This is a genomic window from Desulfosediminicola sp. (assembly GCF_048381775.1).
Classification (GTDB): Bacteria; Desulfobacterota; Desulfobulbia; order Desulfobulbales; family Desulfocapsaceae; genus Desulfopila; species Desulfopila ganghwensis.
Genome location: NZ_JBLXGE010000017.1, coordinates 80,796 through 94,791, shown reverse-complemented (window position 1 = coordinate 94,791; position 13,996 = coordinate 80,796). Strand labels below are relative to the sequence as shown.

Annotated in this window: 8 protein-coding genes and 1 tRNA gene; 3 read left to right on the top strand and 6 right to left on the bottom strand. The window is 45.9% G+C overall.

The genetic code is table 11. The features are described 5' to 3' along the window. Positions 1-536: 536 nt before the first annotated feature. Complete coding sequence (locus ACN5NT_RS21855) at positions 537-1,787, top strand: cupin domain-containing protein (protein WP_136799990.1); 1,251 nt, start codon at positions 537-539, stop codon at positions 1,785-1,787. 88 nt (positions 1,788-1,875) lie between these two features. On the opposite strand, the gene ACN5NT_RS21850 is transcribed toward ACN5NT_RS21855, so the two are convergent. Then, positions 1,876-3,516, bottom strand: a complete 1,641-nt coding sequence (locus tag ACN5NT_RS21850) for a glutamate synthase-related protein (protein WP_419176896.1) — start codon at positions 3,514-3,516, stop codon at positions 1,876-1,878. 376 nt (positions 3,517-3,892) lie between these two features. Continuing rightward, on the bottom strand, positions 3,893-4,603 hold the full coding sequence (locus ACN5NT_RS21845) for a GAF and ANTAR domain-containing protein (RefSeq protein ID WP_136798764.1): 711 nt from the start codon (positions 4,601-4,603) through the stop codon (positions 3,893-3,895). A gap of 1,322 nt (positions 4,604-5,925) precedes the next feature. Between ACN5NT_RS21845 and ACN5NT_RS21840 the strand changes: the two genes are divergently transcribed. After that, on the top strand, positions 5,926-6,909 hold the full coding sequence (locus ACN5NT_RS21840; RefSeq protein ID WP_419176895.1) for an HNH endonuclease: 984 nt from the start codon (positions 5,926-5,928) through the stop codon (positions 6,907-6,909). Positions 6,910-7,160: 251 nt separating this feature from the next. Continuing rightward, positions 7,161-10,265: a DUF3427 domain-containing protein gene (locus tag ACN5NT_RS21835; RefSeq protein WP_419176894.1), complete on the top strand. Its 3,105-nt coding sequence runs from the start codon at positions 7,161-7,163 to the stop codon at positions 10,263-10,265. A gap of 119 nt (positions 10,266-10,384) precedes the next feature. Here ACN5NT_RS21835 and ACN5NT_RS21830 read toward each other — a convergent pair. From ACN5NT_RS21830 to ACN5NT_RS21815, 4 genes are all read right to left on the bottom strand, one after another. Then, positions 10,385-10,461 (bottom strand) — tRNA-Met (locus ACN5NT_RS21830). A 175-nt stretch (positions 10,462-10,636) separates the two neighbouring features. Beyond that, positions 10,637-12,286, bottom strand: a complete 1,650-nt coding sequence (gene groL, locus ACN5NT_RS21825) for a chaperonin GroEL (protein WP_419176893.1) — start codon at positions 12,284-12,286, stop codon at positions 10,637-10,639. 67 nt (positions 12,287-12,353) lie between these two features. Further along, on the bottom strand, positions 12,354-12,644 hold the full coding sequence (groES, locus tag ACN5NT_RS21820) for a co-chaperone GroES (RefSeq protein WP_136798768.1): 291 nt from the start codon (positions 12,642-12,644) through the stop codon (positions 12,354-12,356). A 242-nt stretch (positions 12,645-12,886) separates the two neighbouring features. Continuing rightward, complete coding sequence (locus ACN5NT_RS21815; RefSeq protein ID WP_419176892.1) at positions 12,887-13,969, bottom strand: branched-chain amino acid aminotransferase; 1,083 nt, start codon at positions 13,967-13,969, stop codon at positions 12,887-12,889. Positions 13,970-13,996: the final 27 nt, after the last annotated feature.

Sequence of the window (13,996 nt, the reverse complement as noted above, 5' to 3'; positions counted from 1 at the left end):
CAACAAACCTAGAAGTGAAATGGTCGAAATACAGCATCGGAGCAGATATGAAAAAAAGGCTTAAACTAGCGCCATTCGGGTCAGACCACTGTTGATTCTTTCTGAGGAAGCTCTACATAGAGGTCTATTTTAGTCGTCAGAGGAAACACTCTACGAATGGCTACAAAGCACCAACTCTCTTTGAGCAGGAGTGGTGGGATAGGAAAAAAACGGCTTAATCATGGTTCCACGTTATTGTGGCAAGATCACGTTTTCAGGAACTCCGTGTACCATATTCTATTTTTCCTTTTATTATTAGCACAAACACTGTCAAAACTGGCATGTGAGCTGGGCAGGTGCGGGAAAGACATTGAATAACTTCAACCGATTTGCTAGGCTTAACTCGATCTTATAACTGTACTTTTAGTTTAATGTTGCTGCTTTAGACTTTTTACTCACTGTTTTTCATTGACATTAATAATACCTTGAGCAAAACATCCTTAACCAGTTCTAAAAAGAAGCGTGTTTCATCGGGTATACCTGAGCTGGACCGGCTCATGGGGGACTTGTTTATTGGCGATAATGTTCTCTGGTATGAAGATGTCAGTAGCTTCTCATCTGCATTCTGCCAGTGTTTTATCAAAGAGACACTGAACAGGAAGAGGCCACTAATCTATGTGGCGTTTGATCGTTCGCCTAAAAATGTAGTATCTTTTCTCGGCTCGCAGGCGGAAAGCCAGAACCTGACGATTCTCGATTGTTTTACTAACGGCAAAGGGGATCGCTCAGAAATCTTCAATAAGTTCTATGAAAAAAATGGAGCCCTCTGGCCCTATAAAGTCATAAAAGTGAATGACCCGACGAGCCCGGACCAGGTCGGCGAGGCCATATACGGTCTGCACAGTACTTTATCTGGTGAAGTGCATTTTATCCTCGATAGTCTCACCGGCATGCAGTCGCTTTGGGGTGGGGAAGATCACGTTATTGCTTTTTATGCCAAAACTTGTCCGCGACTCTACGAGCTGGATACTATCGCTTACTGGCTGATCGAGAAAGGAGCGCACTCCAACAGGTTGAAAGCAAACATCAACAAGATAGCACAGGTTGCAATTGATCTTTCGGTGCGCCGAGGAAAATCGACGCTCAAGATTCTCAAAGCAGAAAAACGGAACTCTAAATTCCTCAATGAGCATCATCAATATCTCTGCGAAGGGTCCAATATAGTTTTCGAAAGCCAGAGGCAGCTTAAGCCCAGATTTGACCTTGGAGCAAAAATAAAATCCACTCGACTTATGCGTGGTATTTCCCAAAAGGCGTTAGCAGGGCTTACGGGGGTGACCCCGAGTACAATCTCACAAGTGGAAAAGAATCTCATCTATCCGTCACTTCCCGCTCTGTTTCGCATTGCCCAGAGTCTTTCTGTCGAAGTTGCCACATTATTCAAGGAATCTGGAGCTCACCAAGACGTCTTTTTGTACCCTGCAGACAGCCGATCAATTACTTCATTGGCAAAAATTGTCAAAGACAACGCCGAAGCCGAATTGTTGTTGCCGCCAGACATCGATACACCGACAGAAGCAACAATTATACGAATTCGTCCAGGTAAAAAATTGGGCGGGCATTTTTTTGCCCATAAAGGAAAAGAGTTGGGCTATCTCATTTCTGGCCAATTGGAAATGACAGTCGAGAGTCAATCGTACAAGGTTAATCCGGGAGATACAATTTATCTGCAGAAAGATATTCCGGGAAGTTGGAGCAATCCCTCCGAACAGCCTGCTGAGCTTCTCTGGCTGAAGTTCAAAGAATAACAAATCCCATATTCTCTTTTATAAATTAAGAAACGGGGCACATCGAGCAGGTATCTCGATGTGCCCTGTAAAACATCCTAACTTGATATTATCCTTTGAGAATTTTCTCAGCAGATTCTTTTTGAGCTTCTGTCAGGAACGGAATGCCGGTTTCACTTTCTGTCTCACGGTTAGCACTAAACAATTCATCCCTCGTAATCTCTGATAAATTAAATTTTCGTACACCTGCCATCAACTGCTGAAGGCCGCAAGAGAGCTTATCAACATAGCCTGCTATGGCCACTGCACCAAAAGGTATATTCTTCATTTCATCAGCGCCAACTTTTTGTTTTACATCCTCCCAGGCCGAAAAGATCTCTTCCGGATACTTGCCAAAGCTTTTTACAGTTTGCGGCAGTTCGTCCCAATTTCCATTTATTTCCGTTCTTCTCTCAGGGTAAAAAGTTCCTTCAATGTTACTACCTAGGTATCCAGGAATCATTGGTGCACGGCCCATACAAACCAGTTTTGTATACGGTGCGCCTAAAGCAAGAGCTTTAAATATATGATCCTCACGGGCAAAACCACCGGCTAAGGAGATATCTGGTACCTTGATACCTTGATCATCAAGAATCTTACAATAATCATAGACTTTGGCATGCAGAGCCAGGGAGGGAACCCCCCAGTGTTCCATCATATTCCACGGGCTCATGCCAGTCCCGCCACCAGAACCATCAATGGTCAGTAGGTCAAGTTTGGCATCCGCAGAATATCGAATGGCCATTGCTAGTGCCTCCATCCCGTATGATCCTGTTTTTAATGAGATTCTCTTGAACCCAAGACCTCTTAGATAATCAACTGATTTCATAAAGGATTCGCGTACTTCACCTGCGGTATCCAACTCGGTAGCCCCAAGCCTGCTATGTCTGGCAAAGGCGGTAATGGCACGACGCTCAAAGGCAGCCTGTACGCTAGGGTCTGACGGATCGGGATCGACAACATACCCCCGCTCTTTAAGAAAGAGCGCATAATTAATTGATTTGACCTGAATTTCACCCCCGATAACCTTGGCGCCTTGCCCCCACTTGAGCTCGATTATTACGTCATCTCCATATTTGTTAATGACATATTCCGCTACCCCATTTCGGGTATCTTCAACATTGAGTTGAACGAAAATAGCTCCATGGCCATCATCATAACGTTTAAATATGTCGATGCGTCTATCCAATTCAGGCGCTGAGGATATTTTTCCCCCACCTAATTTTGATTCTTTATCAACACCGACAACATTCTCACCGATAACAATGGGAAATCCACAAATGGCAGCACCAGTTGCAAATGAATTCCAATATTTTGTAGCTATAAAAGTTGAACCTAAAGCACCAGTCATAATGGGAACACGGCATTTCACCTTAACCTCATTGCCGAAAACCGTTTCGGTATTGACGTTGGGGAAAACGCAGTCATCAGCATCTTTGGTCATCCCTTCGCTTAACCCACTGGCCCCATACGCATATCCCTGAATCCTAAGGGAATGATACCCTAGGCCAAGAGAGGTTACATTGCTTGATCCAGAAGTAATTTTACCGAAATTTCTGGGATAGAGGATCTTGCGACCTCTTAAGGAAGACATCCAGGTTTCACACTTGCCTTTGCAGTCAGAGGTACAAAGAGTGCACAATCCGGATTCGCAGGGATTGCCTCTGTTCACAGTACCGAGAGCGTCATTGTTTTTGGGCCATTGAATCATTTGGTCGTCTCCTTTTCAGGTTAAATGAATACTGAAATCATTTTTTTATGAGTCAATCCAGGTGAAGTGATGTTAGGTGTGAGGGGGGTAAATATTACGAAAATTGCAAAAAACTATTTTTTTTACCCATAGCGATCTCCGGTTGAAAGTGATGATTTTCAGGGAACAGTCGCCTAACACGTAATTGTGCGCGAGCAAAAAAAAAGGCATCTGTCCTCAGGATAGAGGAGTCAGACGCCGTTGTCTCAATAGTACGAATAAACTACACGCCTTTGTGCAGTTTTCGATAATATTTGACCAACTAATGTAGCTGTACTAAATTATGTTGTCAAGAAAAAACCTGTTAGAAATAATTGAAATCAATGAAGTTTAAGGGTTATAAAGCTTCTGACAAGATCAACGCTTCAGCAATTTCCAGCATAGATTTACGGGTATCCATGCTTCGTTTCTGAATCCAGCGATATGCTTCTTCGCCGTTCATTCGGCGACGGTCCATCAGAATTTCTTTTCCCCGTTCGATATGCTTCCTGGTCTGGAGTTCCTGTTCAATAACTCTTGTTTTTATTATAAGTTCGGTGTTGTGAATGGCAACTGCCGCCTGACTCGCGACTGCGCTGAGCATATTGATATCAGTTTCAGAAAATTCATGGGGCTGGCTGGTAAAGCAGTTAAGTACACCTATAACTTTGTCTTCCTTGCCTTGTAATGGAATGCTCACCATTGAGACCAGGCCCAGGCTGTTGGCCATCTCTTTTTCCTTGAATTTGTCATGATTCTTCACATCATCAATCACATAGGGACGCTGAGTAGAAAGCACATATCCAACTACGCCTTCATGAAGTCGCAACGCCCTGTCCTTTACGTATTCCGGCTCAAAGGACTGAGTGGCCTTTAATTTGATAAGGGGAGGATTCTCGTTTTCATCAACAAGCCATAGCGAACATATCTCAACGTCTGTGACCTTGGCGGTTACCATTACTATGAGCTTGAACAAATCCTCTAAAAATACATCAGAGGTGATTGCTTGGCTGATATCCATCAGAGCTTTTACGTAGTGATCATAGGTGTGTTGACTAGATGTGTTCATGAAAACCCATGTGTTAAAAAGCTAGACAAGGAGCGTCAACTTCAGTCGCGCATGCCGATTTATTGGTTACGGGTATAAACTAGAAGATTGTGGGAACAACCAGTTGTCGTTCACTGAGATAGTTCAATCCTTTTGGTGTGATTAGGCTGTATTGCAAGTCTGAATCAGTTTGGATTATACCCAGGCCGTCCATGGTTTTCAGAATCTGATTGAGTTTCGGCAACGATATGTTCATTTGCCTTGCAATAGTAACAGTGGGAACCAATTGAGGCTGGGGGATTCGCAAATTATCCGAAAGAATGGCAAGAACTTGAAGCTTATGGTGGTGTAGTGACATAGCGACCTCCTGGGGGGGTGGTAAGTCAGAGCCAAGTTACTCGTGGATATTTCTGTTTATTAGCTATCCTTAAGCTAGTAAACCTATAATATAATGCGGTAATTCGCAAATAATAAATTAATTACAAATTAATATTGTTTAATATATGTAGCGATAATAAATTTTTTGAAGACTACTGCTTTCAAAAACCTGAACATCCATGAAAAGCTATGTCCAAAATATTTGATGTGGTAGGAATTTCATATGGGTGTTGGGGGCACTCATTAAAAGGCCCCTTGTCAATGGATAATCCCCCCCTACAAGGGAAATAACTCCTTTCCTTGTCAAGGGTTTCGAACTTGTAATGAAAAACCTGACGTGCAGAATACAGATCTTTTTCCCACCCATTTTTTCGGTGTAACGTGTCGGAAAAATCGTTACCGCACCAGTCACCTATCAGGATCGAGGCGTAGGTTGAAAGGGTACATTGCGGAACGGAGATACCCGCGATCATCTCGCAGTGGAGCAATCTAGCCTTTAACCGGGCCCTGTCCGCGTACTCGCGGACCCAGAAAATTATCGGTGCCATGTTGTGTCCAAGTGTTTGCACAGATCTCGTGGCTTAAACCCAACCCTTTAGTGTCGTATGCATAGGCCTCCATTATTTAAAGGCGTATGGGGCCGAGTCAGGTCTTGAAATTTGACTATCCGGTGAACGCAGATACTATTTTGCCAACAGATGTAACACCAAAATTCAAGACTTTGCGCCATTCTTGCGAAGAAAAATCAACAGGAATAAAACAATCGTGGTCTATCCCGGGTTGCCTCTCCGGAGTTCGCCACGAGTTTGCAGCTACATATCCATTTAGCGTACTCATGAAATCATCGTTAGCATTTAGAACTGAAGCTGGCACCGAGCCAACGATTATGATAATAGTCTATAAATATTAAATTTTTCACTAACGCAGGGCTCAGAAGAAATATATCCTTTAGCCTCGGCAACAACATGACATGCAGCACACTCGACACGTATCTGCAGGCGATTACCAACCTACGGGTTGATAAGAATAAAAAATCATGGGCCGATTACACCTATCATTGCTCGCCATACAAACCATTTCTGCTGCTTTCGATACTTGATCATATCGCATCCGGTATCATCACCCGCAATTTTATAGAACCTTCTTTTGAACTGGCTGAAACCTTTCAAAGCTATATCGAATTGCTGCCTCCCACTGGTCGCAAAGCCAGCATGGCACTGCCCTTTTATCATCTTGAGCGCTCTGGCTTCTGGCATATGTTGCCAAGAGAAGGTGAAGTTCATCATACCGGCAGATCAATCAATTCAGTGGCGCAACTCCGAAAAATTTATCTGGGCGTAAAGCTTGATGAGGACCTGTTTAAACTTCTCCAGATGGAGACGAGCCGGGAGAAAATCCGTTTAGCCATAGTAGAGAAATATTTTCAGCCACCCTTCAGGGCTCCACTCGTACAGCATGCCCTTGTTAACCAAGCAGCAAAATTCTATTCAAACTTGCTTCTTACAACAGAGTTGGAAGTAAATTATCGCTCTAAAGACACACCACCAGAATTACAATACAAAGTTCGCAACCATGGCTTCAGGCAAGCCATAGTAAAGATCTACACCCACCGCTGCGCTTTATGCGGGATAAAAATGCAAACACCCGAAGGACATACTGTCGTTGATGCCGCCCACATAATTCCCTGGAGGGAATGTCAGAATGATAACCCAACCAACGGTCTTGCCCTGTGCAAACTCTGCCATTGGTCCTTTGATGAGGGATTAATGTCGGTGGATGATAAATACCACGTAATGGTATCCAGGGCGGTGATGAAAGACACCAACCTACCGGGCCATATACTGACACTTTCAAACAGATTGATGTTTCGGCCCCAAGAGAGTCAAAACTGGCCTTCTATGGAGAGTTTTGACTGGCATAGGAAGAAGATATTTCGAAAGGAACGGTGATGGCCATTGTCACTTAATGGACTCGAGCGTATTCAGTCTTTCTTTGTTGATGGTGCAGCACAAAAAGTTCAAACTAAGCTTTGTAGTTGCACCTCACAAGCAACAAACTCCGAGGCTCAGACAGGCAACCCTTCGGGTATTTATCATCCTTCACATCACTATCATATCGCTTTACCATTGCATCAATCGAGGGGTGCCCCCGATCGATGCCTTCAGATTATTGAACCCCTAGTTGAAGAGGACAGGTTCGTATGAGTGGCTTGCCAGTTGGTATTTATGAGAAGCTCTTAGATGAAGAATTGAAAGAGTTGCTTGATCGGAATCCTGATCTGAAGCCTGTTCTTCGCAAGATTGATGATGAAGAATCTCCTCAAATCTATGCTCAATTCTTAGGAAACCTTGTGGGCAAGGCTCTTCAAGTCACGAAGAAGGATAAGCGAACCGAAATCGTAAATAGATTGATAGAGTTACTGTCTGAGACGGATGGCCTAGATTATATTCTGCGACATACATTGCTTCGAGACGATAAGAACCTACTAACCGAAGTACGGAATTCTGAGAGGAGCCTTGTTCGGCCAGTGACTCCGCTTTCTTCCAGCGCACTGCTAACGGGACAGGGTATTGATCCGCCTTTGGAGCATGAGTTGCGAGCGGAAATGTTGACGGCTGATCGAGTGGACATACTGATATCCTTTATTAAATGGTCAGGACTTCGTCTGTTGATGCCTGCTTTTGATCGCCTGACCAAAGAGAACATTCCGGTTCGTATTATTTCAACCAGTTATATGGGCGCAAGTGATCCGGCGGCGCTTGAATGGTTGGCTCAGCAGGGGAACGTTGAGATCAAAGTTTCTTATGATACAGGCGGAACGCGTCTTCACGCGAAAGCTTATCACTTTGTTCGTAAGAGTGGTTTTTCCACTGCCTATATAGGTTCGGCCAATATGTCCCATTCTGCGATGACACAAGGCCTGGAGTGGACGGTTAAAATTACAGCACAGGATATGCCGCATATCTTAAACAGATTCATTGCCGATTTTTCAGCCTATTGGGAAAGTCCAGAATTTGAGTTGTATACAGAGCAACAGTTTGTGCGATTTCGTAAGGCGATTAACAGCTACAAACAGCGTGAAATTGGAAGCACACAATTTTTTGCAGATATTACTCCGCGACCTTTTCAAGAACGAATATTAGAGGCATTGGAAGCTGCTCGTCAAAATGGTTCGATGCGAAACCTGGTTGTCGCGGCAACAGGCACGGGAAAAACTGTGGTATCAGCCTTGGACTATAAGCGGCATGCTGAGCAAGTAGGGAAGAAGGAACGATTACTTTTTGTGGTTCATAGAAAAGAAATCCTCGAACAGGCCATGGGATGCTTCCGTACTGTATTACGTGATCAGAACTTTGGAGAGCTTTTGGTTAATGGTCAAGAGCCGACAGAATGGGAACATGTATTTGCCTCGATTCAGAGCCTTCGGACCAAAAAGCCATGGCTGTCTTTAGGTGCAGATCATTTTCGTTTTGTAATCGTCGATGAGGCTCACCACGGGGCTGCTTCGAGCTACCTCCCCCTCTTCAATCTTCTAAATCCGCATATTTTACTAGGGTTAACTGCAACTCCCGAACGCATGGATGGCTCCCCAATTTTGCCTGATTTTGGTGGCCATTTTGCTGCAGAGATTCGCTTGCCAGAGGCTCTGGAAGAAAAGCTCCTGTGTCCGTTCCACTATTTTGGTGTGTCAGACAACATTGATTTGGACGAAGAGCGTTTCTGGAAAAATGGCAAGTACGATCAGCGGGAATTGGAAAAGGTATATACAGGGGATGACATTCGGGCAAAACAACGTGTGGATCTTGTGCTACAGGCTATACGTAAATACCAACCCGAACTCGAAGGTGTTCGGGCAGTTGGTTTTTGCTCCGGAACTCAACATGCAAAGTATATGGCTGAACATTTTAAGAAAGCCGGTATAACCGCCAGTGTACTGTTAGGTACGACCGGCAAGGAGGAGCGTGCTTCACGGTTAAAAGAGTTTCGGGAAGGACACATTCAATTCCTTTTTGCGGTCGATGTATTGAGTGAAGGTGTAGACGTTCCCGAAATCAATATGGTTCTCTTTTTGAGGCCAACGGAGAGCCTGACAGTTTTCTTACAACAATTGGGCCGTGGATTACGTCATGCTCCGAATAAAGACTGTTTAACGGTTCTTGACTTTGTTGGTCAAACCCATCGCAAGTATCGTTTAGACACGAAGTATGGGGCTTTACTGTCTAGAAAAAGACAGCGGATTGATCGTGAAATTGATCATGATTTCCCAAATCTGCCTTCTGGATGCAGTATCATTTTTGAGCGGGTTGCGCGCGAAACAGTGCTCAAGAACATTAAGTTTGCCTTAAGAGATTTGAAGAACTTTATTCCGGAGGTCATTCAGACATGGGACAGACATTCAGCAAAGCCGTTAACCTTCGGAAATTTTATCGAGGAGACCTGCTTGTCTCCGATCGAGGTGTTGCGAAAACGTACATGGTCTGAATGGAAAGCTCTGGCAAAAGGGCAATCTGCGCTGGAAGACCCTGACCTTGTAAAGGCAAGAAAAGGATTGCTGCGATTAGCATTACGGTCAGATCCGAATCTGTTGGATTCGGTGAAGACACTCGCAAAGGGAAATAGGGTACTAGAGCCGGATGGGCCGTATGCAACATCCCGAAAAACAGCTCTACATTATCTTTTTTGGGGACAAAAAGCAGACGTGGCAGGTGTTGATAGCCTCGAAGATTCTATGGCGAAGTGGTCAAGAAATACCACCGTAGCTGCTGATGCAGCGGAAATCGCAGAGTGGCGTCTTCAGAATCAGCCGTATCCATTCACCAACATCAAGCTCCCGTTTCCCTGCGATCTGAAGTTGCATGCGGCATATGGTTCTCATGAGATAAAAGCAGCTTTGGGGTTGAACAGTTTTCAGAAACCCGGACCCACAGGAGTGGGGGTGATGCACAATAGCGAACTTAAAGTTTATGTTCACTTGGTCACTTTTAGGAAGGTCGAGCAGGATTTCTCACCAACGACTCTCTACAAAGATTATCCGATCAGCAGAACCCTTATGCATTGGGAAAGCCAGTCCACTGCCACTCAGAAAACTGCCACCGGTCAGAATTATATCCACATCAGGGAACGAGGCTATACCGTTTTGTTTTTTGCTCGTGTAGAGAAACAGATTGAGGGTGAGACCGCTCCGTTTGTTTACTTGGGGCCTGCAGCTAAATTGATTTCTTATGAAGGAGAGCGCCCCATAAGTATGGTTTGGGAGTTGGAATATCCGATGCCTGCAGCTATGTTTGAAGAGGCTAGGCCTTAAAGAAATTAAATACCCGGGAAGGTGGTCAGGTAAAATCTGATAACATAGCGGGTACACAACAAGCCCCAAAACGCAAAAAAGGGGTTTCAACGATAATCGTTGAAACCCCTTTTTTCAATTGGTGGCGATGCAGGGATTTGAACCCCGGACAACACGGATATGAGCCGTGTGCTCTAACCAACTGAGCTACATCGCCTTGCTTGCGAGGCCCTATAAATACTGTACTCGGAGCTCACTGTCAATATATTTTTATCACTTTTTTTCAAAGAGCAAAAGGCCTTATAACTAAGGCCTTTTGCCAACTTCGTACGCTAAGCGATGAGCGTATCTAACTGCCCGATTTTATGATCGGGCAGTCAGCGAGGGGCAAATTACATCATGCCGCCCATGCCGCCCATTCCACCCATACCGCCTGGCATTGGTGGCATTCCGCCAGCACCTGGCTCTTCTGGCTTATCTGCAATCACACACTCGGTGGTGAGCAGCATACCGGAAACGGAAGCAGCGTTCTGCAGTGCAGTACGGGTAACTTTAGCAGGATCGATAACACCGGCTGCGATGAGGTCTTCGTATTTTTCTGTTGCAGCGTTGAAGCCCATAGGGCCTTCCTGGCCTTTTACGTGCTCAACGATTACGGAACCCTCGGCACCAGCGTTGGAAGCGATCTGGCGTACCGGCTCTTCGAGAGCGCGGAGCAGGATGTTCTTACCGAGATTCTGCTCACCTTCGAGCTCGATAGCAGCAAGAGCAGCGAGGCAACGGATGTAAGCAACACCACCACCAGGAACAACACCTTCCTCTACGGCAGCGCGGGTAGCGTTGAGTGCGTCCTCAACACGAGCCTTCTTCTCTTTCATCTCAATCTCGGTGGCAGCACCAACATTGATTACAGCAACACCGCCGATCAGCTTGGCAAGACGCTCCTGGAGCTTCTCACGATCGTAGTCAGAGGTGGTGTCCTCGATCTGGGTGCGGATCTGCTTAACACGAGCTTGGAGCTTAGCGTGATCGCCGGCACCGTCTACGATGGTGGTGTTGTCTTTGTCTACAACGATGCGCTTAGCGGTGCCAAGGTCGTTGATGGTTACGTTCTCAAGCTTGATGCCGAGATCTTCGGTGATTACCTGGCCACCGGTGAGGATAGCGATGTCCTCGAGCATTGCCTTGCGACGATCGCCAAAGCCTGGAGCTTTAACAGCAGCAACGTTCAGGGTACCACGGAGCTTGTTCACAACGAGAGTTGCGAGTGCTTCGCCGTCTACATCTTCAGCGATGATCATCAGACCTTTACCCATCTTGGCAACAGACTCAAGACATGGGAGGAGGTCTTTCATGTTGGAAACTTTCTTCTCAACGAGGAGGATGTATGGGTCGTCCATAGCAACTTCCATACGATCCGGATCGGTCACGAAGTACGGAGAAAGGTAACCGCGATCAAACTGCATACCCTCAACTACATCGAGAGTGGTCTCCATGGACTTGGCTTCCTCGACGGTGATAACACCCTCTTTACCAACTTTGTCCATAGCCTCGGCGATGATGTTACCGATGGTCTCGTCGCTGTTAGCAGAGATGGTACCAACCTGAGCGATCTCTTTCTGCTCTTTGGTCGGGGTAGCGATCTTGGCGAGCTCTTCAACTACAACCGCAACACCTTTATCGATACCGCGCTTGATCTCCATTGGGTTGCCGCCGGCAGCTACCAGCTTGACACCTTCGGTGTAGATCGCCTGAGCGAGAACGGTAGCGGTGGTGGTACCGTCACCAGCAACGTCAGAGGTCTTGGAAGCAACTTCCTTAACCATCTGTGCGCCCATGTTCTCGAACTTGTTCTCGATCTCGATTTCTTTAGCAACAGTTACACCATCTTTGGTGATGGTAGGAGCACCGAAAGATTTCTCGATCAGTACGTTACGGCCTTTCGGTCCGAGGGTAACCTTAACTGCGTTGGCGAGAGTGTTTACACCCTCAAGGATTGACTCACGGGCTTTCACACCGTATTTAATGTCTTTTCCAGCCATTATTATTTTCTCCTATAATCAATTTCTCCCGCAGCAATGCGGGCAGCAAGAAGTAGTAGTCAGTTTATTACTGCTCAACAACACCAAGAATATCGTCTTCGCGCATGATGAGGAAGTCCTCACCATCCAGCTTCACATCGGTACCGCCATACTTGGAGAAAAGGACAAGATCACCCTCTTTCACCTGCAGTGCCACTCTTTCGCCTTTGTCATTCAATTTGCCTGGGCCTACCGCTACTACCTGGCCCTCAGCCGGCTTCTCTTTCGCGCTGTCAGGAATAATGATACCACCGGATGTCTTCTCTTCTTCTTCCAGTCTCTTCACCAGAAGGCGGTCGTTCAATGGACGAATTTTCATACTTCCTCCTACAAAATTGTGTGTTTGTTAACCGAACGGGCCCATTGAAAGAATGGATATGGTTCCCCAATTCGTTATTTTTTGCCCCGTAAATTGGGCGGGTATCTAAAACTTGCATTACAATAAACGCGGATTTTCAAAAATCAAGGCTACAAATAAAAAAAAAATCCAGCACCTACGACACCCTCAACCCGACGACCAAGCGCTCATTTTTCCGATATTTTCAATCGCACTTTCTAACACTATCCAACACGAACGACCCAATTAAAAGGATCTTCTCTGCGTCCGCCCTGTATATCCTGCAGCTCGTCAAAAAGCCTTCTGGAGAGTTCGCCCGTCTCCCCGTTGTTGATGGAATAGGCTTTATCCTTATAAAAGAGCTCTCCCACCGGCGAAATCACTGCTGCTGTGCCGGTACCAAAGGCCTCTTTCAGGCTACCGTCTTCAGTTGCCGCCAGAACTTCATCGATTGCAATCTCGCGCTCAACGGTCTTCACACCCCAGCTTTCGGCAAGTTTCAGTACCGAGTTACGGGTGATGCCGCCGAGAATAGACCCTTCCAGTGGTGGAGTGACCAGTTCGTCACCGATCATGAAGAAGATATTACTGGTGCCAACCTCTTCTATATATTTATGCTCACATGCGTCGAGCCAGAGTACCTGGGTATATCCTTCTTTCTTGGCAAGTTCAGAAGTATAGAGCGATGCGGCGTAATTTCCGGCGGTCTTTACATTGCCCACGCCACCCTTTACGGCGCGTACATGCTCGTCGCTTACATAGATCTTGGTGGGATTGAAACCTTCGGAATAGTAGGCGCCGACAGGACTCAAGATGATATAAAAGTAGTATTCGGCCGAAGGGCGTACGCCGAGAAACGGCTCGGTGCCGATCATGGTCGGACGGATGTAGAGAGATGCCCCTTCAGATTCCGGAATCCAGTTTTTTTCGAGATAGAGCAACGCCTTCAGGGATTTCAGAACCTGATCTACGGGGATGCGCGGCATACACATGCGAATGGCGGAGGAGTTCATTCGCTCAAAGTTGTCTTCGGGTCTGAAGAGGTATACCTGGCCACCATCACCTTTGTACGCCTTCATACCTTCAAAAATCGCCTGACCATAATGGAAAACCACCGCGGCAGGATCGAGGGTAAAATCGCCGTAGGGACAGATCTTTGCATCATGCCAGCCATTTTCGCGATTCCACTTCATCAGGAACATATGATCGGTAAAGTGCTGGCCAAAGCCCAGCTTGTCCTGTGAAGGTTTTTCCTTACTTTTACCATCAGCCAACTTTTCCAGTGTAACTTCAAGATCTTCCCACATTATAGCAATCTCCTAACCTGCACTTAT